This is a genomic window from Flavobacterium chryseum (assembly GCF_004362015.1).
Lineage (GTDB): Bacteria > Bacteroidota > Bacteroidia > Flavobacteriales > Flavobacteriaceae > Flavobacterium.
On the sequence record NZ_SNWW01000001.1, the window covers coordinates 571,004 to 596,530 of the forward strand.

Here is a 25,527-nt window from a genome sequence, read left to right on the forward strand (position 1 = left end):
TACAATATTATATCAGATGACTTTAACAGAAAAAGACAGCCAGTACTTATGGCATCCGTATACGCAACATAAAACAGCACAAACTCCTATAGCTATTTCAAGAGGCGAAGGCGCATTGCTTTGGGATGAAAATGGAAAAGAATATATCGATGCAATTGCATCTTGGTGGGTAAACCCTTTTGGGCACAGTAATAAATTTATTGCTGATGCTATTTATAAACAGCTGACCACTTTAGAACATGTTTTGTTTGGAGGTTTTACGCATGAACCAGCGATAAAGGTGGCGGAAAAGTTAATTGAAATTCTGCCTAAAAATCAACAGAAAATCTTCTTTTCTGACAATGGTTCAACAGCGGTTGAAGTGGCGATAAAAGTAGCTTTGCAATATTTTTTCAATAAAAATGAAAAACGAACCACTATAATTGCTTTCGAAAATGCGTTTCATGGAGACACTTTTGCAGCAATGGCAGCAAGCGGAATTTCATTTTACACACAGGCTTTTCAGGGAATGTTTATAGATGTTGTTAGAATTCCGGTTCCGGTAAAAGGGCAGGAGCAAGTTAGTTTTGATACATTGAAAAATGTAATTCAAAATCATAATTGTGCCGGATTTATTTTTGAGCCTTTGGTACAAGGAGCGGCCGGAATGGTTATGTATGAACCGGAAGCTTTAGCAAAACTGATTCAGATTTGTGCAGCAAACAAAGTCTTGACTATTGCCGATGAAGTAATGACTGGTTTTGGTAAAACAGGAAAAACTTTCGCAATGGATTATGTTGCAGAAGATCCTGACATGATTTGTTTGTCGAAAGCATTAACCGGAGGAACAATCCCAATGGCGATTACGACTTTTACTCAGGAAGTTTTTGATGCTTTTTATGATGATGATATCAATAAAGCATTATTTCACGGACATACTTTTACGGCGAATCCAACCGGTTGTGCGGCTGCTTTGGCAAGTATCGATTTATTGCAGACTCAGGAAATGCAGGATAATATTGAAAGAATAAATACAAGTCATTTAAACTTTCAGAAGAAAATTGAAAATCATCCAAAAGTAATTACAGCCAGAACATTAGGCGTTATCTTTGCAGTTGAAATCAAATCAGATTCTGAGGAAAGTTATTACGGATCAATGCGTAACAAACTCTATAATTTCTTTATCGAAAAAGGAGTTGTTTTGAGACCTGTCGGTAATATTGTTTACATTCTGCCTCCGTACATTATGACCAACGAACAACTTCAAAAAGTATATTCTATTATTGAAGAAGCCATAGATATGGTTTAAATAATTATAACACTTTGCGACCTTTGCGAAACCTTCGTTAATTTTGCGGTTAAATAAAACATTTTGAATACACAAAAAATCTCTATAACAGCTTTCTCTTCCATTTCTCCTTTAGGAAATAATCCTGATGCAGTTTGGAAAAAATATCTTGATAACCAACATTGTTTTTCCAGACAATTTTTAGATCAACAAGAAACTTCTGTAGCTTCGCTTGATGCTGAATCAAAACAAATTGTTGCTGAAGTTCGGGAATCTGATATTAAATATAAGTTTTTAGATGATTCGGTTTTGTTTGCTTTGGCAGCTTCCAGAAAAGCAGTTCAACAAGCAGGCTGGAAATCAGATAATGTTTTCGGAATCAATATTGGATCTTCGAGAGGAGCAACCGATTTATTCGAAAAGCATTATAAAGAATACATTGATACAGGAAAAGCACAAACTTTAGCTTCGCCAACAACAACTTTAGGAAATATTTCATCTTGGATTGCACATGATTTGCAAAGTGTAGGTCCGGAAATTTCGCATTCTATCACATGTTCTACTGCACTTCATGCACTTTTAAATGGAGTTGCCTGGTTGAAGTCAGGAATGGCCGATAAGTTTTTGGTAGGAGGAAGTGAAGCACCTTTGACCGATTTTACAATTGCACAAATGCGTGCTTTAAAGATATATTCACGTATAGATCAAACAAAGGAATCATGGCCAAATCTGGCTTTTGATTTTGAGAAAACGCAAAACACTATGATTTTAGGTGAAGGCGCTGCGGTTTGTTGTTTAGAAGCTGGTGAAAAAGAAAATGCAATTGCTTATGTGACCGGAGTTGGTTATGCAACAGAAATTTTAGAACATAATATTTCGATCTCTGCAGAAGCGGACTGTTTTCAGAAATCAATGAAAATGGCTTTAAAAGATGAAAATTTAGAAGATATTGACGCAATCGTAATGCATGCACCAGGAACTATAAAAGGGGATCTAACAGAATTGCGAGCTATAGAAAAAGTGTTTGGATCTAAATTGCCTCTTTTAACCACCAACAAATGGAAAATTGGGCATACTTTTGGCGCATCTGGAATATTGAGTCTTGAGTTGGCTCTTTTGATGATGAAGAATGATACTTTTATTGATGTCCCTTTTTCAGACAAACAAAACCAAACAAAACCAATTAGGAAAGTTTTAATTAACGCTGTTGGTTTTGGCGGTAATGCAGTTAGCATTTTGATTGAAAAGGCGTAGCGCTTTATAAAATAGCAGTTATAAAAAAAAATCCATTCCGAAACGGAATGGATTTTTCATTTATATAAAATCTTATTTTCTTAATTAAAAATAATTTTTTTGGCAGCTGTAAAGTTGTTTTCAAGAGTAACTTTCACAAGCAGTACCTGATTTGCTGCCTGCAGGTTCTGAATCTGCAATTCGGTAGTTCCTACTTTCTTTTTGTTGTAAAGCAGTTTTCCAGATACATCATAAATGCTAATTTCCTTAATGTTTTCTTTTGAAGAGAGTACCTTGATGGTTTTATCCTTCACCGAAACCAGAAGGCCGTTTTCGATGTTTTCAAAATCTCCTGTTCCAAGTGTTTTGTTGGTGTAGCGCAATACAAAACGATCTGCAAATGTTCCTTTAACCGTGGTGAATTTATAATCACTTTGGGTTAAATTATGAATGGTGCCGGTTGTTTTGTCTTCCAGGTAAATCACCTGATTTTTCATGTTCCCGTCTGCCTGATCAATCGAAATGGTAAACTCTCCTGCAATAGTTGTTCTATATCCCAGGGGAACCAGATCCGTATCTGTAAAAGGCAACGCGCGCGCCTGAATCACATAATTGTTATTGTTGGCCACACTGTAGAAATCAATATAGGTATTGGCATCAAAACTTACTCCGTCGTATCGGGGTTCATATTCATTTGTAGCCCCTTGTACATACCCTACCAGCATTTGCTTGAAGGCTCCCTCGGTATTGGTCATGTTTAACCAGACACGGTGTTTTTCCACTGCAGCTGTTTTTGAAGCCGATTTAAAGAACTGTGTATTGTCAGCTGCTCCAAGACGCATTCCATTGTTAAATGCGATTGTTCCGCCAGTAGCGGCACTTGCAAAAAAGGATTGTCCCGCACCTATATATCCTGATGGTTTACTATTGTTGTTGGAAGGGTTTGAACTAGGAGCCTGTAGGCCTGTTCCAACACCACCGGTCAGATTATAACTTGCATAATCCGTTGAGCTGTATTTATACGCACCTGAAAGAACCACCGGCGTGTTATGGGTCCAGAAATAAAGTGTTCCTTCAAGGAAATTGTTTTCTGTTATAAAGGTATCGGCATCCAATGCAGAAGGATACGGGTTTCCGATTAAATAGTATTTACCAGCTGCCAGTGTTTCACCATTGATTATTCCATTGTTTGGAACACCTTTGAAAGAAGCTTCATAATCAGCCTTTACTGTATTGGAAAAGGTTTGCGGACCACGGATAATGTAACCCTTACCAATGGTCATGATCGTGTTTTTATTGGTAATGACCCAATTATTACCGTTAAATCCCATAAACTTATCCCCTAAGGTATAAGGAGAAACATCAATAAGTTTTTGCGGTGTTACCGGTGTTGACCAGTATATATAATCAGCCTGACGAATTTGGGCTGCGATACGCTTATAGGTAATTGTTCCTGAATTCACAGCATTATTGTTTACCTGAACAAGGCTCGAGTGGTTCTCGAATGTTAATGTTGAGCCTGAAGAAACGTTAAGTCCGTTTATGATATACAAAGTACGGTCTGAAGGCACCACGATGTTAATTCCTGTATTGATGGTCAAAGAACAGGCTGTTAGATCAGAAGATACCGCAAAAGTACCTGCGATAATAGCTGCTTTTGTAGCATTAGGAGGCAGGTTGGACCAGGCTGTACCGTTCCAGGTTGTGGAAGACTGATCTGTTATGGTTACATCAGATGATACTACAGAGGTACAGGTACCATTGCTTACGGTAAATCTGTAAGTCCCCGCTGCAAGTCCGCTAACGGTATATGTTGTTCCTGAACCGTTTATTGTATTTGAAGCAAAACCCGTTTGGTTTATTGTCCAGGCTCCGGAAGGCAGATTGCTTAAAGCTACGCTTCCAGTAGTAGTACAGCTAATATTTGAAGCAACTAAACTTGGAGCTGATGGTAATGGGTTAACAGTAGTCGTGAATGAAGAAATTGCTGACGCTGCTGTACAACCGTTCGAATTGCTGTAATTGACCGTTACTATTTTAGTACCTGCAGTTAAGTAATGTAAAGTCACCGTATTATCTACGTTGGTTCCTTTATTATCAATTACGTAATTTGTACCTGCAAGTCCAGGAAATACCCAAACATAATTTGACATTCCGGCTTGTGTAGTATAAGTAACAGTTGTACCAATACAAATTGGTGCTGTTGGCTGTGCGGTAAAAGTTGGTGTTGGTAATGCATTAACAGTAACTGCTGATGAAGAAGTTGCTGTAGCCACAGTACAACCGTTAGTATTTGTATAATTAACCGATACTGTTTTGCTTCCTGCTGTTAAATATTTTAAGGTAACCGAACTATCTCCAGTGCCACCGCCAGAAACAATTGTGTAATTTGTTCCGGCTGTACCTTGCAATCCCCAAACATAGTTTGTCATTCCTGTTTCCGTTGAATAAGTAACACTTGTGCCAATACAAGTTGATGCTCCCGGTTGTGCCGTAAAGGTTGGAGCAGGTAATAAAAGAGTAGTTGCTATATTATCTGTATTGGTTTGCCCGGATATATCTTCAATAATATTGAGTGAAGGATCAGTTCCTGTAACTTTTGCTGAATTAACTACTTTACCAGCTGCTACATCTGCAGCAGTAATAGTGTAAGTTCCTGTTAATGTAGCTTTTGCTCCAGCCGCTAAACTGGCAATTGGATTACCTGAAATTACCAGTCCTGGCATTGGGTCTGTAATTTTAATATCAGTTATAGGTACTTCTCCAGTATTTGTAACTTCAAAAGTATAATTGATGGTATTGCCCACTTTACCACATGTAGCCAGCGAAGCTTTTTTAACCAATCCTAATTCAGCAATTTTTAATGAATTTGTGTTGAATGCTATAAAAGCACAATCTGAACTACCAGAAAAAGTAACTACAAAACGATCTACTTGTGAAGCATTTGTTGCATTTATACCAAATGAACTTGTTTCTATTCCCAGCATTCTTATGTCTCTTGTTGCAGCTGGCGTAAAAGCCACTGTTCCATTATCAGCTCTAAACAAATCAAGACTATATGTTCCTATAGCTGTTATTGCATCGAATTTAATTGATATTTCTGTTCCTACTGTAGCTCCTGCAGCATTTACAAATTTAAAAGTATCATATTGACCACCTGGTTCTGCTACCTGAGTTACAATAATATCAGGAATCCCGTCACCAATACCAGGAATATTCAAATTGTTTGTACCAATTTTAAATTCAGAGATACCCGTTTTAATATTTGCGATTCCTGTTCCCAGCGTCAAACCGCTAGTACCATCAGTAAGTCTGGAAGAAAGTTCTGCTCCTGTAGAGGTAGATCCTGCTAATGCCGGAACTAACTTAGCAGTAGAAGCTGATCCATCGATCATTGATCCCTGCAGATAATACATGCTAGTATCTAGCCCTAAAGTTTGAATTTTTAATGCTCTAAATTTTTGTGGATTAAAAGTTACGGCATTGGTGGTTAGAACATTATCATTTACACCTGTAGAATAAGTTGTACCATTCCAGGCAAAAGCCAGTAAATTATTGGCAGTATCTGGTCGGTTTCCAACTCCTGTTGTACTATTTGATGTCCAGTATCCTTTCCAGTCGGTATGGATTCTTGTAATCGTATTTTGGCTTAACATTTTAAATGGAAGCAAAAAAATAAGTATTCCTAAATTTTTTAAAAATAAAGAACGTACTGATAAAAAAGTTTTTTGGGGCATATATTATATATTTCTATTTGCTTTTAATAATTTTTGAACTTTTCTCTTTTGGAAAAATAAATCAGTTAAAATGAAATGCAAAAAAGTAAAGTTTTAGTCATGTTAAATGTTTTCTATCAACTTGTTAGATGACATAAGAATTTGACCAAGCAAAGATAAACACATGTACGTGTTACAATAATATAGGGTTTTTGATAATGGCTATTTAATCGATGAAATGTTAAAATAGTCGATGAAATACATCAGGAAAAGAAACAATTTGTGTTATTTCCTATAAATAGCTAAAGCTAAAAATAAGAAAAATCGTTAAAATTGGAGTAAAAAGCAGTTGATTTTTGAAATAATTATTAGAAAAACGTCTGATATAGTAAATTATCATCAAAATAATTATCTTCTGATATTTTGTAAAATTGATGAAAATATAGGATTTTTATCAGTTTTTGAGATTGACATAAAGTGATTTTCCTGACAAGATTTTTCAGCTGAAATTAACTGAAATTTTGTTCAAGTTCTTTCACCTTATCATAAACCAAATTACTTTCATAACCACGACGAAGCATATAATCGCAGAATTTTTTTCTCTTCTTTAGATTATTTTTTTCTTGAATGCCATTCCAACATCTTTCCGAAAGTTTTTCGAAGGTATTTGCATATTCTTCTGCAGAAATTTCTTTAAGAGCTAAAGTAATATTAGTTGAAGAAATTTGCCTAAATTTTAATTCGTTTGTAATTCTGATTTTACCCCAATGCTTAATCCTGTGTTTTCCTCTCGCGAAACTGCATGCAAAACGAGTTTCATTTAAAAAATTCTCTTGAATTAAATGAACAATAATCGAATCCATCTCATCAGAAGTCATTTTGAGATCATATAATTTCGAAACTACCTCTGCATGACAACGCTCCTGATAGGCGCAAAAGTGTTCTAGTTTTTGTATTGCTTCTTTGATTGTCATGATTTTAACTCCAAAAGGATAGAAAGAAATGTTATTGATTAATATCTAAAAGTAAGAATTTACAACTAAATGAGTAAATTTTTGGGAAAATTAAGTTAAAAAATTTACAAATCGATAATTTGTAGGTAAATATCACTTTTATTATCATAAAAACCTTTATTTCAGTAACTTAGATACAAGACGTTTTTAAGAAAAAGAGACATCTCATTTGCTGAATAAATCAGTGTTTTTTTACTTAAAGATAGCTTAATAAATTATTCTTTAATCCTAAATACCACATTTATGAAGCTAAAACTATCTTTACTATTATCTTTTATTTATGTGTCTTTATGGGCACAACCACCACTAAATTCAACTGCTGCTTTGTTACCGGTTGGTAATTATACGGTTACATACAATCATAGTAATCCAAATGCAACAGGACTTATTGCAACAATGACTGTTGGGACGGCTGGTACTGGAACTTTTACTGCTTCAGGTTTAACAACGGCTGGAACAGGCTCTATAACTGTTACAAAATTAACATCTGGCGCTTGTTTTTCTAACATTAGTACAAACAATGTCGCTAGTAATATAACTATTTCGCCCGCAACAATTGGTGGTACAGTTAATGGTGGTACAACAATTTGTAGCGGTTTTCCAAGTGCTTTATTAACGCTATCAGGGCATACAGGAACAGTTGTAAAATGGCAATCTTCAGTAAGTCCATTCTCAACATGGACAGATATTGTTAATACAGCTACAACTTACACTTCGGGAGCTCTTACTCAAACAACTCAATTTAGAGCTGTAGTTCAAAGTGGAACTTGCGTTTCCTCCGATTCTAATTTTACAACAGTTACGGTAAATCCTTTACCTGCTATTACTCTTGGAACGGTTGCTCCAGTTTGTACAAGTGCTGGTGCGCAAAATACAACTTTAGCTTATAGCGGTGCAACCAATACGCCAACAACATACAGCATTGTCTGGAATGCTTCACCAACAAATAGTTTTGCAGCTGTTACTAATGCAACATTAAATGCAAGCCCAATTTCAATTGCAATACCTGCAGGAACTGCAGCAGGGACTTACACCGGAACCATAACAGTAAAAAATGCAAATAACTGTACTTCGAGTCCTGGACTGAATTTTAATGTTGTCGTAAATCCGTTACCAACTATAACTCTTGGAGCTGTTTCTCTCGTTTGTGCAAGTGCAAGTGCTCAAAATACTTCACTTACTTATAGCGGAACAGCAAACTCGCCGACAACATATAGCATTGTTTGGAATGCTTCACCAACAAATAGTTTTGCAACTGTTACAGATACTGCATTAAATGCAAGTCCAATTTCAATTGCAATACCTGCGGGAACTGCAGCCGGAACTTATACCGGAACAATAACCGTAAAAAATGCAAATAACTGTACTTCTAGTTCTGGTGTACCTTTTAACGTTGTCGTAAATCCGTTACCAACTATAACTCTTGGAGCTGTTTCTCCCGTTTGTGCAAGTGCAAGTGCTCAAAATACTACACTTACTTATAGCGGAACAACAAACTCGCCGACAACATATAGTATTGTTTGGAATGCTTCACCAACAAATAGTTTTGCAGCTGTTACAGATGCTACATTGAATGCAAGTCCAATTTCAATTGCTGTTCCAGCGGGAACTGCTGCGGGAACATACATTGGAACTATAACCGTAAAAAATGCAAATAACTGTACTTCTAGTTCTGGTGTACCTTTTAACGTTGTGGTAAATCCGTTACCAACTATAACTCTTGGAACTGTTGCTCCGGTTTGTGCAAGTACAAGTGCTCAAAACACAACACTTACTTACAACGGAACAACAAACTCGCCGACAACATATAGCATCGTTTGGAATGCTTCACCAACAAATAGTTTTGTAACCGTTACTGATGCCACATTAACTGCAAGTCCAATTTCAATTGCAATACCTGCGGGAACTGCAGCCGGAACTTATACCGGAACAATAACCGTAAAAAATGCAAATGCTTGTAGTTCGAGTCCGGGATTGAATTTTAATGTAGTCATAAATGCTCTACCATCAGCTCCCATAATAGGAACAATTACTCCTCCTACTTGTATTGTTGCAACTGGAAGTATTGCTTTAAGCGGATTGCCGGTTGCTGGTACATTAACCCTTTTTCCTGGCGCAATTGTAGAGCCATATTCAGGAACAACAGCTACTATTTCTGGACTTGCTCCTAACACTTATACTTTCACCGTAAATAATGGAACCTGTGTTTCATTAGTTTCAGCAAATGCTGTAGTGCCAGGATTGGTTACCAATACGTACACGACTTCGTGGTCTAACGGAACACCAACGCTAGATCAGAATCTTATATTTGCAGGAAATTATATTTCAACTGGTGGAGGTGCAGGAAATATTAATGGTTGTAGCTGCACTGTAAATTCGGGGGTAAACGTTACAATTCAGTTTTTGGATACTTTAACATTAACAAAATCTTTATCAAATAATGGTGGAATTGTAACTTTTGAAAACCATTCGAGTTTATTGCAACTTACAAATGCTGTGAATTCTGGAAACATTGTTTATAAACGTACTAGTCCGCAAATTCGCCAGGCCGATTATGTATACTGGTCAACCCCAGTAAATCCGCAAAAACTTATTGATGTTTCTCCTTATACCTTAGGGGATAAGTTTATGGAATTTAACGTTGATAATTGGATTATTACCAATAAAAACACGATCATGACCGTTGGTAAGGGCTACATTATCAGTGGTCCAAACAGTTATTCAAATACAGTAAAGGCAGATTATACGGCTTCATTTGTCGGTGTTCCCAACAATGGTAATCTATCTGGTGAAACAGTTGTTGCCGGAAAATTTTACTTAATTGGAAATCCTTATCCATCAGCACTAAATGCAAATACATTTTTAATCGAGAATCCATTTTTAGACGGAACACTTTATTTCTGGACTCACAATACTCCTGTTGTTTTGTCAGGGGCATATCGTTACAATTCTGATGATTATGCGAGTTACAACTTGACTGGTGGTGTTGGTGTGCCTGCGGCTAGTGGAAATGCCGGAAATAATAATGCTGCGCCATCTGGCTATATTGCTGCAGGACAATCCTTTTTTGCAAGTAGTATTAATCCAGGTACAATACAGTTTAATAACACTATGCGATTTGGGGGAGCAAATAATATTCAGTTTTTTAAATCGGCAGCGACATTTGAACCAGCAGCAGAAAGACATCGCGTTTGGTTAAATATGACTAATGAAGGTGGAGCTTTTAAACAAATGTTAATTGGTTATATTGAAGGCGCAAGCAACGAATACGAAAATAAGTACGACGGAAAAAGTTTTGATGCAAACCCCTATTTAGACTTTTACAGTGTTGGTAATGGTAATAACTATGTCATTCAGGGTCGTGCATTACCTTTTAGTGATGTAGATGCTGTTCCGCTAGGTTATCGAAGTACAATTTCTGGAGATTTCTCAATTGCAATAGACCATGTAGATGGCGATTTAAGTAATCATGCTATTTATCTCGAAGATAAAATTACAAATACTATTCATGATTTGCGAGCGGGCAATTATACTTTTAATACTTCAACAGGAACTTTTACTGATCGTTTTGTATTACGCTACGCAAATAAATCATTGGGAACTGGCGAGTTCGAAAATGAAGATAAAAATGTTCTGGTAGCTGTAAAAAACAAAGCAATTACAGTTAGTTCCAATGTTGATAGAATAAGCACTATTTATATTTATGATTTCTCAGGGAAATTACTTTATAAAAAAGTCAATATTTCAGATACTATTTTGAAAATCGATAATCTAAAAATAGCTGATCAGGCTGTATTAGTCAAAGTAGTTTTAGAAACAAATGCAACTAAAACTTATAAAATAGTTTATTAGAAACCAATATTTTAACTAAAAAAGTCCACTTGAAAAATATTCAAGTGGGCTTTTTTTTTGCAAAAAATTGAAAAAGATGAATTTGAAAAAGTAAGCTTTTAACTTTGAAAGATTTTTCTTTAACACTAAAAAACTCGTTTGAACGATTATTTTTACTTTTTGATTCAAAAGTTAATTTTTATTTTAAAACATTTGTAAGATGCTATTTTTTAAGCTTTATTTGGACTAGAATAATCTTAAAAGGAATAATTTATTTTAAAAAGTTCTGAGGATTAAATAGTTAGCCCTTTTTTAGAGTTTGGCTAGGTTTTGTAGTGGTATTTCGAAAATTTCTTTTGTAAAAAAAAGCTTTCAAAATGTTAAAATTCAATTTTTATTTAAAATTGTAAAACCATCTTACCTAAAAATCGTAAATGTTTAAACATCAACATTTTGAATTTTTTAGTTTCAAATAAGCAGATTTTCGAAGATTAAGAACACAAATACCACAACTATATGATTAGAAAATTACTTTTATTAGTGCATTCTTTATTTTTTAATTCTCTTTCTCAAAAGAGCTATACTCAGAATGCAAAATTACTTTGTTTGGTAATGTTTTTTGTTGTTTTGAATGTAAAAAGTCAGGTTGCAAACTATACTTTTTCACAAACTGCAGGAACTTATACTGCTATTGCAGGCACAACAGTTCATGCAAGTGGATGGGATGACAATGTAAGTACGAACTCAATCCCATTTAATTTTACATTTACTTATAATAATGTAAATTATACAACTTGCTCTATCAATTCTAATGGATTTCTAACGTTTGGAACAACTATTTCAGCAACTAATGAATTTAATCCTATATCAACAGGGACAACATATGCTGGTGCAATTAGTGCTTTAGGAAGAGATTTAGTAAGCAATGGTTCAAATGTAGTTTATACAACAACTGGAACTGCACCTAACAGGGTTTTTGTTGTCCAATGGACAAATATTAGAAGATATGAGGCTAGGAATAATAGTGGAGAATCATTTAATTTCCAGATAAGATTAAATGAATCGACCAACTTAATTCAAGTTGTCTATGGAAGTTGCTCAGTAAATTACACATCTGACTTAACTACTCAAATTGGATTAAGAGGTCCTTCAAGTGCAGATTTTAACAATAGATTAATTACTAATAACTGGACTGCTTCATCAGCTGGAGGAAATAATGCTGCCACTGCTAATACAGGAACAGGAAAATTACCTACGAGTGGATTAACATTTACATGGACCCCTGTAGTATGCTCATTTAGTAATTTTGGAACTGTAACGCAGATTACGAATATTAAATTTAATTCTTTAGATAACAATAGTAATGGCACAACTTCATATGAAAACTTTACAGGTTTAACTCCAACTACTGTTTACAGAGATCAAAGTTATTCCTTAAATGTAAAAGGGAATACAGGTGGAAATGTAAATTATTATTACACAGCTTTTTTTGACTGGAATCAGGATGGTGATTTTTTAGATTCTGATGAATATTATGTTGTAGGAACTTTTAGAGATTCCCCTGCACAAAATGTAGTTGCTTCAGTCTTTGTTAAAATTCCTGCCACAGCATTATTAGGAAATACAACTATGCGAGTTATTGGTCATTTAGGAAGTTATAACACAACTCCGTGTGCTGCCTCTGATGCGAATAATGCAGGACAGGTTGAAGATTATACCATTAAAATTGGTGCTACTTGTACCGCCACACCAGCACCTGGAGGTACTAATTCAACTGCAAACCCAGTTTGCTCTACTACCCCTTTTACTTTATCATTGGCTAATGAAACTTTAGGAGCACCAACTTACCAATGGCAAACTTCTACTAATGGAACAGATTGGGTAAACGCTACACCATCTCAACCCGCTTTTTTTTCTTCAGATTTTTCTACTCCGCAAGCAGCAAATACAACAGTTGGAATTGAAAGTGTTTCAGGCCTTGATGCTAAAATAGAGGGAGGAGTTTTAACCTTAACTGATGTCGCTGAAACCGGACACCAGAGTGCCTATTTCATTAATAAAAGCTTAGGTAGTAATGTTAATGCTTTTACTACAAGTTTTGATTATAAAATTTGGTTAGGTCCTGCTGATGGTGCAGATGGTCTGAGTTTGAGTTATGGAGACGGATTTATAAATAATAATGGCGGAGGTGAAAATGGAGAAGGAAATGGTCTTATTTTAAAATTAGACACTTACGATAATGATCAGGTAGCCGTAGGTGGTCGAATCCGAATTAATTACGGAGGAAATGCAATTTTTGCAACTGCCATTGGAGCTGTAGCTCTTAGAAATGCAAATTATAGAAATATAACTTTAACTGTTGATAATAATGGGTATTTGTCTCTTAGTTTAGCAGGGACTTCCATTATTAGCAATTTACTGTTACCTGGTTATACAGCAACTAATAAATCAACCTGGAAATTTAAATTTTCAGCAAGAACAGGTGGAAATAAAGATCAGCACAGTATAGATAATTTAGTAATAAAATATCTTGATGTTAGTGCTAATAAATCTATTTATACCACTAGCCAAACTGCTCCTACTTATTATCGCGCATTAGTTACCTGTGGAACTAATACCACACCGTCAACAGGAATTTTAATCAATATGATTTCTGCAGTAGTTACTCCGATATCTACATCAACTTGTAGTGGTGTTGCTTTTACTGTTACACCTACTAATGGAACTAATGGTACAATTCCAACAGGAACAACTTACAGTTGGCCAATTCCAGTAGTGACAGGAGGATTAACTGGAGGAGCTGCCAGTACTGGAACACCATCTAGTATCTCAGGAACATTAGCAAATCCAACAGCTACAGCACAAACAGCGACCTATACCGTTACTCCCACTACTTCAGGTTGTGCAGGAGTTCCGTTTACAGTTGTAATTACAGTTAATCCAAATAATACAGTAACACGAACTTCACTTGCATCAACAACCAATCAAACTGTTTGTGTTAATTCAGCTATAGCTAATATCACCTATACTACAACGGGTGCAACGGGAGCAACATTCTCAGGATTGCCAAATGGAGTTACCGGATCTTGGGCGTCAAACGTCATTACAATAAGCGGATCGCCTTCAGCTACAGCAGGTCCATACAATTATACAGTTACCCTAACAGGAGGATGTGGAGTAGTGACCGCTACCGGTTCAATTGCTGTGACACCAGCAAATACGGTGACATTAACTTCACTTGCGTCAACAACCAATCAAACTGTTTGTGTTAATTCAGCTATAGCGAATATCACCTACAGCACAACAGGTGCAACGGGAGCAACATTCTCAGGATTGCCAAATGGAGTTACCGGATCTTGGGCGTCAAACGTCATTACCATTAGCGGATCACCTTCAGTTACAACAGGTCCATACAATTATACAGTTACCCTAACAGGAGGATGTGGAGTAGTGACCGCTACCGGTTCAATTGCTGTAACACCAGCAAATACGGTGACATTAACTTCACTTGCGTCAACAACCAATCAAACTGTTTGTGTTAATTCAGCTATAGCGAATATCACCTATACTACAACAGGTGCAACGGCAGCAACATTTTCAGGATTACCAACCGGAGTTACCGGATCTTGGGCATCAAATGTCGTTACCATTAGCGGATCACCTTCAGCTACAGCAGGTCCATACAATTATACAGTTACCCTAACAGGAGGATGTGGAGTAGTGACCGCGAACGGTTCAATTGCTGTAACACCAGCAAATACGGTGACATTAACTTCACTTGCGTCAACAACCAATCAAACTGTTTGTGTTAATTCAGCTATAGCGAATATCACCTATACTACAACGGGAGCAACGGGAGCAACATTCTCAGGGTTACCAACCGGAGTTAATGGAGCTTGGACAGCAAATGTTGTTACGATAAACGGAACATCGTCAATTTCAGGTTCGTTTCCATATACCGTTACTTTAACAGGAGGTTGCGGAAATGTAATAGCCACTGGAACGATAACTATTACACCTGCAAATACCATAACATTAAGTTCGGGAGCAGGAACAAATAATCAAACTGCATGTATTAATACAGCTTTAAGCAATATCACGTTTACAACAACAGGCGCTACAGGTGCAACATTTTCAGGTTTACCAACTGGAGTTAGTGGAACTTGGGCAGCAAATGTTGTTACGATAAACGGAACAACATCAATTTCAGGTTCGTTTCCATATACTGTTACTTTAACAGGTGGTTGCGGAAATGTAACAACTACTGGAACAATTATAACAAGCCCTTTACCAGTTATTACATCACAGCCACAACCTCTAGCAGTTTGTGAGGGGCAAGGTGGAAGTTTTAGTATCGTAACTTCTGCTACATCGCCTACTTATCAGTGGGAATATAGTGCAAGCCTTTCAGGACCTTGGACAGCAACAAACGGTCAGGCTGGTGTTTCAGGAGATAATACTGCAAGTTTATCTTTAACAAATGTACCGGTTACTTATTCTAATTTCTATATTCGTTGTACAGTAACCAGTAATACTTGCTACACAATTTCTAATGCAGTTTTATTAACTGTTAACCCTTTACCATCAGCTCCATCGGCGGGCACTACAACCAGTGTTAGCTGTACTACTACTGGAAGCGTAGCTTTAAGCAACCTGCCTTCCGGAGCCTGGACAATAAACCAAACGGGTTTTGCTTCAAATACAATAAACGGTTCAGGAACCACATATACCGTTACCGGTCTTGCAGCGGGAACTTACAGATTTACCGTAAGCAATGGCACTTGTACCTCTGTAGTATCATCTGATGTAACCATAACAGATCAGTCTTCCACAACATGGAACGGTACAGCATGGTCAAACCTGCCTCCTAATGCTACAAAAGCAGCTATTATCGCAGGTACTTTTGCGGTATCTTCTGATCTAACAGCCTGTTCTTTGACCATCAATACAGGAATTAACATCGTGGTGCCTTCAGACCGTACTTTGTATATCATAAACGGACTTAACGTTTCTTCAGGATCAACATTAACATTCGAGAACCACTCGAGCCTTGTTCAGGTAAATAATAATGCTGTGAATTCAGGAACAATTACCTATAAGCGTATCGCAGCCCAAATTCGTCAGGCTGATTATATATACTGGTCAACACCGGTAACACCGCAAAAACTTATTGATGTTTCTCCTTATACCTTAGGGGATAAGTTTATGGGATTTAACGGTAATAATTGGGTCATTACCAATAAAAACACGATCATGACCGTTGGTAAGGGTTACATTATCCGTGGTCCGCAAACCTTTTCCAATACAGTAAAGGCTGATTACGAAGCTTCTTTCAAAGGTATTCCAAACAATGGAATAATCAATGGTGAAACACTGGCAGCTGGTAAATACTATTTAATCGGAAACCCGTATCCGTCTGCCCTGGATGCCAATACCTTTATAACAGAAAACAATTTCCTTGAAGGAACTCTTTATTTCTGGACCCATAACACGCCGGTGGTTCTTTCAGGTGCGTATAAATACAGCTCAACGGATTATGCAAGTTATAATCTGACAGGTGGTGTTGGAACAGGCCTACAGGCCCCTAGCTCAAACCCTTCCAACAATAATAGCAAACCATCAGGATATATAGGTGCGGGACAATCCTTTTTTGCAAGTGCCGCTACTGGCGGAACAATAGCATTTAACAATGGAATGCGTCTTGGAGCAGCTGACAATACACAGTTCTTTAAATCGGCTTCGAAAACAGCTGCAGTGGAAAAACACCGTATCTGGCTAAACATGACCAATACCGAGGGAGCCTTCAAGCAAATGCTGGTAGGGTATGTACAAGGGGCTACAAATGAATATGAACCCCGATACGACGGAGTAAGTTTTGATGCCAATACCTATATTGATTTCTACAGTGTGGCCAACAATAACAATTATGTAATTCAGGCGCGCGCGTTGCCTTTTACAGATACGGATCTGGTTCCGTTGGGATATAGAACGACTATTGCAGGGGAGTTTACCATTTCGATTGATCAGGCAGACGGGAACATGAAAAATCAGGTGATTTACCTGGAAGACAAAACAACCGGAACCATTCATAATTTAACCCAAAGTGATTATAAATTCACAACGGTTAAAGGAACCTTTGCAGATCGTTTGGTATTGCGTTACACCAACAAAACACTTGGAACAGGAGACTTCGAAAACATCGAAAACGGCCTTCTGGTTTCGGTGAAGGATAAAACCATCAAAGTACTGTCCTCAAAAGAAAATATTAAGGAAGTTAGCATTTATGATGTATCTGGAAAACTGCTTTACAACAAAAAGAAAGTAGGAAACACTGAATTGCAGATTCAGAACCTGCAAGTGGCAAATCAGGTACTGCTTGTGAAAGTTACCCTGGATAACAACTTTACAGCTGCCAAGAAAATTATTTTTAATTAAGAAGTTAAATAGATCACTACTAAAAGACGCACAAATAGTGCGTCTTTTTTTGTTTTTAGATGTTTGAGAGAACGCGATATTTTATTAAAAATATCACGGAAAGTGGGTATTGCATGGTTTCAAAGCAAATCATAATTTTAGCCAAATTCTTACATATAAATAATTCTCGCAACACTACTTAATTTTGATTAAAAAAATACTTCTTTCGCTGGTTTTCTTTTTACCCATTATAAGTCTGCAACTTTCTGCACAACAAGGTAAAGTTGATGTAACTTTTAATATACTTGATGACGGACTAAACGGAGATGGGTTCGATAATACGGTTCGAACCTTGTCTTTGCAAACAGACCAAAACCTGATTGTTGGTGGTGATTATTTAAATCTTAATGGAATTTCTTCGCCGTATTTAACTCGTTTAAATCCAGATGGAAATATTGATCTAGCTTTTAATACTGGAACTGGATTTAATGGCAAAGTTTATTCTTCATACATACAATCAGATGGAAAAATTATTGTTGGAGGGAGTTTTACAACTTATAACGGAATTAATGCTGGAAGACTTATTAGATTAAATACAGATGGATCAAATGATGCTTCATTTAATACGTCAATTGGAGGGACAACTGGAATTATTTATGCCATAAAAGCGCAAGCCGATGGTAAAATTATAATAGCCGGTAGTTTTACAAAATATAATGGTACAACCGCAAATAGAATCGCCCGAATCTTGCCTAATGGTGATTTAGACACTTCTTTTAATACGGGAACAGGTTCAACTTCTAACATTACAAATATTGTAATCCTACCCGACGGAAAAATTTTATTGTCCGGTAATTTTACTTCGTTTAATGGAACCGCAAGCAACAAACTGGTTCGATTATATTCAGACGGAAGAGTAGATTCGAGTTTTAATATTGGAACAGGCTTCGACGATGACGTAAGTGCCATCGCTGTACAACCTGATGGCAAAATTATTCTTGGCGGAAAATTCACAACTTATAATGGAAATGTGGCCAACAGAATTATTAGAATTAATGAAGATGGAAGCAATGACAACAGTTTTTTGTCTGGATCAGGAATTAATTCAGGAGCCGTTCAGACTATTAAACTAAGTTCTTCAGGCAATATTATGGTAGGAGGCTCCTTTACAGGTGATTACAATGGAGTTGATGTTAACAGAGTTTTTCTTTTGAATCAGAATGGAATTTTAAAAGATGATATTGACTTTGGTTCAGGACCAGCATCGGCATCCGTTTTGGCTCTGGAAGATGATTCAGAAGGATCTTGGTATATTGGAGGTTCATTTTCGGTTTTTGATGGATTAAACCAAGGAAGGCTGGCAAAAATTAATACGGAGGGAGAATATGATACGGCTTATTTATCGGCTGGAATTGGTTTTGATAATTCTGTTTATAAAGTAATGCCATTAGAAAATAAAAAGACAATGGTCTTTGGTAATTTTAAAAAGTTTAATGGTGAATTTGCATCCAGAATTGCAAGACTTTCAGAAGATGGTTCGCTGGATACAAGTTTTAATCCTGCTCAAATCGGAGCTAATAATTACATAAAAACAGCAGTACTGCAAGCGGATGGAAAAATTATTCTGGGAGGTAATTTTACAAATTACAATGAAACAAATTCCAATCGTTTAATTAGGATTTTACCAGACGGTTTAGTCGATAGTACTTTCAATATTGGTTATGGATTTACTGCTTACGTATACACAATGGCAATCCAGTCTGATCAGAAAATAATTGTGGCAGGGAGTTTTACTAGTTATAATAAAGATTCTTCTGTAATGCGTATTGCAAGATTATTACCTGATGGAACTAGAGATACAAGTTTTAATGTTGGGAGAAGTGTAGATGGTATTATTGAGACCGTCCTCATTCAACCTGATGGAAAAATTCTGGTGGGAGGACAGTTTACTAATTTTGACGGACATCCTTTTGCACGATTAATCCGTTTAAATCCTGATGGAAGTATCGATTCAGGTTTCAATGTCGGAAGTGGTTTTGATAAAAATGTGTACGCAATAGCATTGCAATCAGATGGAAAAATCATTGTTGGAGGAGCATTTTTAAATTATAACGGATCATCTCAAAAACGAATTGTACGATTAAATAGCAATGGAAGTTTAGATACATCTTTTGATTCCGGTACAGGTTTTAGTAAAGGAGATGTTCGCAGCATTTTAGTACAACCGGATGATCGTATTTTGGTCGGAGGAACTTTTTCAGGAACCTATAAAAACCATATTTCTCTAAGATTAATTCGGTTACTGAAATCGGGAGATTATGATTATTCTTTCGAAGCACGTCTAAATAACAAGCTTTATTCAATGAGTTTTACATCTGATTACAGATTACTAATTGGTGGAGATTTTAATTCAGTTTCGGGAATTTCAAAACATAGAATTGCACGTTTAAAACTTTGTTTAGATTCAACAACTTGGAATGGTACGACATGGTCCAATGGTTTTCCATCAGGCGGAAAGCAAGTGTTTTTCAAAAATGATTATTCAGTTTTAACATCGGCAAATGTTTGTAGTTGTTCTATTGATGAAGGTAAAACGGTTACACTTTTAAATGGAAATACTTTAGGAATTGAATTTGATTACTCAGGATTAGGAACTTTGGTTTTAGAAGATACTGCAAGTTTATATCAGCAAGATGATGAAACACTTAATACCGGAATTGTTCATGTAAAAAGAAAATCATCTCCAATATTAAAATTTGATTATACGTATTGGTCATCACCAGTTGAAAATCAAAAGTTGATTGATATTTCACCTTATACATCTTTAGATAAATTCTTTTCCTTTAGCATTACTTCAAATAGTTGGAAACAGGAAAATCCATCAGATAAAATGGTTATCGGCAGAGGATATATTATTCGAGGCCCGCAGTATTTTTCAGCATCAGTTCCTGAAAAATTTGAAGCTACATTTAAAGGAATTCCATTTAATGGGAAAGTAAGTTTAAGCTTTCAGAAAACGGATGGATTTAATTTGGTTGGAAATCCGTATCCTTCAGCAATTGATGCAGATGTTTTTTTAGCCAAAAACGCATCGAATATTAAGGGAACACTATATTTTTGGACACACAATACACCATTTGCGAATAATAAATATACATCAGATGATTATGCGGTTTATAATTTGCTTGGTGGAGTTGGTACACGCGGTGCTTTATCTGCAGGTATAAATGCTAATATTCCTGATGGAAAAATTGCTTCAGGTCAGGCATTTTTCGTTAATAATAAAGGGTTACAGAATGTAGATTTTGATGATAGCATGCGAATTTCAGGCCAAAACGCTACTTTTTTCAAACCAACTAAAGAAATTAAAAGTTCTGTTGAAAAAGATCGTATTTGGATAAATCTTAAAAATGAAGAAGGTATTTTTAAACAAATTCTTTTAGGATATATAAATGGAGCAACAAATGATTTTGATGAAAATTATGATTCAGAATCTCTGGATGCAAATCAGTTCGTTGATTTTTATAGTACAAATTCCAATAAGAATCTGGTAATTCAAGGTCGGGAATTGCCATTTTCAGATACAGACATAATTCCTTTAGGATATCGTGTTTCAGTTGCAGGGAATTTTACAATCGCAATAGATCATGCAGATGGCAAACTAAGTAATCAGGCTGTTTATCTTGAAGATAAAACGACCAAGACATTTCACGACTTAACAGTTAGTGATTATAAATTCAGTACACTAAGCGGAAACTTTAATAATCGCTTTACACTTAGGTATAATTATGAAACGCTGAAAGTTAATGAATTTGAAAATTCAGGAAATAGTGTATTGGTTGCAGTAAAAGATAAGACAATCAAAATAAATTCAATACAAACACCGATTAATGAAGTTGTAATTTTTGATACATTAGGAAAAATGATTTACAATAAAAAGAAAGTAGAAGCTACAGAATTTGAAATAAATTTAGCATCAGCTTCCAATCAGATTTTAATGGTCAAAACAATCTTACATGACGGAAACGTTCAGGTAAATAAAATTATATTATAATTAAAAAGCAGTTGTCTTCACAACTGCTTTTTAATATTCTTAAGCGCTTTTTGCTAAATTTTCATGCGTATTCTGAATCGCTTTTTCGTTTTTGTAGTCAATCCATCTCTGGCCTTTGAGTTTTCGCATTAAAACATCAAAATGCCTCATGATAAATATATTATAAGCTGCTTTGGATAAATTAGTAATATTTCGTGGAAAAGCTCGCAAGCTCATTGAAAATCCGGGCGTCAGATACTTCATATAATGCCAATATCCTTCGGGCATATATAAAACTTCACCATGTTTTAAATTCGTAATATATCCTTCAACATTCTTTAAAGCAGGCCATTTTTCGTAATCAGGATTATCAAAATCAATATCTTCTCTTGAAATTAAGGCATGCGGTATTTTGTACATAAACTTAGATTGATCAGGTGCAAAAATCATGCATTGTTTTTCTCCATGAAAATGGAAATGCAAAATATTAGAATAATCAATATCAAAATGCATAAACACTTTTGAATTCTCTCCTCCAAAAAACAGCATCGGTAATTGTTTCACTAATTTTAAACCGATATCAGGCCATAAAAAGTCATTTCGTAATGCTGGCACTTGTTTCATTAAATTAAAAAGGAAAATACGGTAATTTGTAGGTTTAGATTCTAAAAGATTGATGTACTCGCTCATTTTCATTTTCATATGCGCTTCATTAAAGCCATCTTCATGATTTACGTGCCTGTCATCGTATAAAGGAACAGTAACATTGCCCGCGATCTCCTTCATATAAGATAATTTCCATTTCTCATATGCCGGCCAGTCTTCAGTAAGTTCTTCAATCACAACTGGAATTTGGTTTTTTACGTACTGGGAAATAAAATCTGATTTGCTGATTTTTTTTACCCTTTTTATTTCGTTTAATTTCATTTCTATAAATAAAAAAATTGCTTATAACTCTAGTTATAAGCAATTTAAAAATGTTTATTGAGATGTATTAACTCTTTTAATTAATTCTTTGACTTAATCGAAGCTTCAAGATTTCTTTCAATTGTGTGTCCTGGTCTTGACCATTTTGGTTTTTCGCCTAGCGGTGCAAATTGAGAGTCAGCAGCTTCTACAGTTTGTGGCTGTGAAACTTTAACGAATGGTTTTTGAGGAATTAATCCTAAAAGATCAAACATTTTCATGTCTTCATGAACATCCGGATTTGGTGTAGTAAGCAATTTATCTCCAGCAAAAATAGAATTGGCACCTGCAAAAAAGCACATTGCCTGTCCTTCACGGCTCATATTTGTTCTTCCTGCAGATAAACGTACCTGCGTATCCGGCATTACGATTCTTGTAGTAGCTACCATACGAATCATTTCCCAGATTTCAACTGGTTTTTCTTCTTCCATCGGAGTTCCTTCAACAGCAACTAAAGCGTTAATAGGCACAGATTCAGGTTGTGGATTTAAAGTAGAAAGGGCAACAAGCATTCCTGCTCTGTCTTCAATACTTTCTCCCATTCCGATAATTCCCCCACTACAAACCGTAACATTCGTTTTACGAACATTTTCGATCGTTTGTAAACGGTCTTCGAAACCACGTGTAGAAATTACATCTTTATAATATTCTTCAGAAGTATCTAAATTGTGATTGTAAGCGTATAAACCAGCTTCTGCCAAACGTTGTGCCTGATTTTCGGTAATCATACCCAAAGTACAGCAAACCTCCATATCTAGTTTATTAATGGTACGAACCATTTCTAAAACCTGATCAAATTCTTCACCGTCTTTTACGTTTCTCCAGGCAGCTCCCATGCAAACACGAGATGATCCGCTTGATTTGGCGCGCAAAGCTTGTGCTTTTACCTGGCTAACGCTCATTAAGTCGTTTCCTTCTACACCTGTGTTATATCGTGCTGCTTGTGGACAATAACCACAATCCTCAGGACACCCTCCGGTTTTGATAGATAGTAAAGTCGATACCTGAACTACGTTCGGATCGTGTTTTTGTCTATGAATTGAGGCCGCTTCATAAAGAAGGTCCATCATAGGTTTGTTATATATGGCGATTATTTCGTCTTTTGTCCAGTTGTGTTTTGTAATGCTCATTAGGTACATTGTTTTTGAAGCTTCAAAAGTAACGAAATTGTTCTAATCAACCAATGATGAATTCTGTAAATGAACAATTGGCAGTTATTTTCAAAAAAGAAACACTCTAAAATCATATAATTATAAATTTTTATGATTTTAGAGTGCTTAAATTGTTGATTTATTTTGAAATATTAATCGGCTGCATATTTATTGTTCCAATATAACATCATCATTAAAGTCACGATTACAGAAGAGGCAAGTCCTTCAAACAATAAACAAATGCAATAAGTTGGTACAGATGGATTTCCTCCAAACATAAATGCCTCCGATAATGTTTTTACATAGGCATCTCCGCCTCGGGCATAACTATAAACTAATAATCCGAAAACACTCATAGATACCCCAACGACAGAAGTAGTCATTGCAGAAACGGCATTAGATACAAAATTAGTTTCGCCTTCGCGAAGGTTCATTTGCATAGTTCTGTTTACGCCATAAAATATAAAAAAGACATTCAGCGTACGTAAATAGAACAAATCAGCAAGTCCTAACAAATTCATCAATAAAAAATAAATGCCAATTCCGAGGAATATCAAAAAACCGTTGGTAATTTCTTTAGGTAATTTCATAATGGTTATTTTTAAAGAAGTTAATAGTATGTAGTTGACAAACAGTGTTTTATATCAAATTTACTAAAAAAAGAAGTACGATGATTTAAAAATAACGAAAAGTATGTTTAGTAGTAAACTGGATGCAGTCTCTACGGGACATTCTTGTAAGTTAAGATATTTGTTTGTTACCAATATTTAACTTCTAACGAAGTATATCTCGTAGAGATTGTATATTGGTAGGTTGGCAAGTTCGTGTGCATTTTTGTCCCAGCGGGACTACATCTTAATCTATCCAATAAATTAAAAAATAAATCTTTAAAGCTGGCTAACAAAATCAAGAGCAGTATTTCTATCTTGATTTAATTGTTCTTTCAATAAATCAACAGAACCAAACTTTTGTTCGTCACGAATATATTCTAATAAAGAAATTTCAATCTTTTGACCATAAATATCTGCATCAAAATCAAAAAGATGGACTTCTATAGTTTGTTTTTCACCGTTTACAGTTGGATTAAAACCGATATTCATCATTCCGAATACTTCTTTTTGATTGATAATAGTTTTAACGATGTAAACACCATTTTTCGGAATTTTTTTATAGTCTTCTTCAATATGAATGTTGGCTGTAGGGAAACCAATCGTTCTTCCTAATTGTTTTCCTTTTACAACTTCGCCGCTTAAAAAATAAGCATAACCCAGATAATCATTTGCCAAAGCAATATTTCCTTCGTCTAAAGCTTTTCTGATTTTGGTTGAGCTTACCGAAACATCCTGAATTTCCTGAGCAGAGATTTGTTCCACTTCAAAACCATATTCTTTTCCAAAAGCAATTAAATCATCGATGTTGGCCGTTCTGTTTCTTCCAAAACGATGATCATGACCAATAATTATTTTTTGAATATGAAATTGATCCACTAAAATAGAATGCACAAATTCTTCGGCAGTTAGTCTTGAAAAGCTTTCGTTAAACGGATGAATAACAAGGTTTTCTATTCCGGTTTCTTCTAACAGTTTTGATTTTTCAGGAATAGTATTCAAAAGTTTTATTTCTGATTTTTCCTGCAAAACCATTCTTGGATGCGGAAAAAAGGTAAGTACTAAACTCTCGTATTTTCCGTTTTCAGTATTTTGAGTAATTCGTTCCAGAATTTTTTTATGACCAATATGCACACCATCAAAGGTGCCAAGTGTTAAAATAGTTTTCTTGGTTGATCGAAAATCGTTTATAGAATGAAAAAGCTTCAAAGCAAATTGTTTAGGATGGTGCAAATTTATACTATCTATTTTAAATTCTACACTAACGTGAATTGATTTTTTAACGCTACAGGTTC

11 protein-coding genes are annotated in these 25,527 nt (G+C 35.6%); 5 read left to right on the plus strand and 6 right to left on the minus strand.

Annotation, left to right across the window (positions count from 1 at the left end):
• Nucleotides 1-16: 16 nt before the first annotated feature.
• Complete coding sequence (gene bioA, locus EV143_RS02425) at nt 17-1,288, plus strand: adenosylmethionine--8-amino-7-oxononanoate transaminase (protein ID WP_133506392.1); 1,272 nt, start codon at nt 17-19, stop codon at nt 1,286-1,288.
• 63 nt (nt 1,289-1,351) lie between these two features.
• Nucleotides 1,352-2,521, plus strand: coding sequence for a beta-ketoacyl synthase N-terminal-like domain-containing protein (locus tag EV143_RS02430; RefSeq protein ID WP_133506393.1), 1,170 nt, complete (start codon nt 1,352-1,354; stop codon nt 2,519-2,521).
• Between the two features lie 80 nt (nt 2,522-2,601).
• On the opposite strand, the gene EV143_RS02435 is transcribed toward EV143_RS02430, so the two are convergent.
• Together EV143_RS02435 and EV143_RS02440 are read right to left on the minus strand one after the other, a co-directional pair.
• Entirely contained in the window at nt 2,602-6,156 is a 3,555-nt protein-coding gene (locus tag EV143_RS02435; RefSeq protein WP_166638101.1) for a DUF7507 domain-containing protein, read from the minus strand.
• 569 nt (nt 6,157-6,725) lie between these two features.
• Nucleotides 6,726-7,190, minus strand: coding sequence for a regulatory protein RecX (locus tag EV143_RS02440; protein ID WP_133506395.1), 465 nt, complete (start codon nt 7,188-7,190; stop codon nt 6,726-6,728).
• A 282-nt stretch (nt 7,191-7,472) separates the two neighbouring features.
• Between EV143_RS02440 and EV143_RS02445 the strand changes: the two genes are divergently transcribed.
• From EV143_RS02445 to EV143_RS02455, 3 genes are all read left to right on the plus strand, one after another.
• A complete protein-coding gene (locus tag EV143_RS02445) occupies nt 7,473-11,081 on the plus strand; it encodes a hypothetical protein (protein ID WP_133506396.1) in 3,609 nt (1,202 codons plus the stop codon).
• Nucleotides 11,082-11,576: 495 nt separating this feature from the next.
• Nucleotides 11,577-17,495, plus strand: a complete 5,919-nt coding sequence (locus EV143_RS02450) for a T9SS sorting signal type C domain-containing protein (protein WP_133506397.1) — start codon at nt 11,577-11,579, stop codon at nt 17,493-17,495.
• 184 nt (nt 17,496-17,679) lie between these two features.
• The gene (locus EV143_RS02455) at nt 17,680-21,528 is read left to right on the plus strand and encodes a T9SS sorting signal type C domain-containing protein (protein ID WP_133506398.1); all 3,849 of its coding nucleotides are present in this window, start codon (nt 17,680-17,682) and stop codon (nt 21,526-21,528) included.
• Nucleotides 21,529-21,567: 39 nt separating this feature from the next.
• Here the strand turns inward: EV143_RS02455 and EV143_RS02460 are convergent, their stop codons facing one another.
• From EV143_RS02460 to EV143_RS02475, 4 genes are all read right to left on the minus strand, one after another.
• Nucleotides 21,568-22,434: a cupin-like domain-containing protein gene (locus EV143_RS02460; protein ID WP_133506399.1), complete on the minus strand. Its 867-nt coding sequence runs from the start codon at nt 22,432-22,434 to the stop codon at nt 21,568-21,570.
• Between the two features lie 80 nt (nt 22,435-22,514).
• Nucleotides 22,515-23,603, minus strand: a complete 1,089-nt coding sequence (bioB, locus tag EV143_RS02465; RefSeq protein WP_133506400.1) for a biotin synthase BioB — start codon at nt 23,601-23,603, stop codon at nt 22,515-22,517.
• Nucleotides 23,604-23,776: 173 nt separating this feature from the next.
• Entirely contained in the window at nt 23,777-24,214 is a 438-nt protein-coding gene (locus EV143_RS02470) for a hypothetical protein (protein WP_133506401.1), read from the minus strand.
• Nucleotides 24,215-24,511: 297 nt separating this feature from the next.
• Entirely contained in the window at nt 24,512-25,441 is a 930-nt protein-coding gene (locus tag EV143_RS02475) for a bifunctional riboflavin kinase/FAD synthetase (protein ID WP_133506402.1), read from the minus strand.
• Nucleotides 25,442-25,527: the final 86 nt, after the last annotated feature.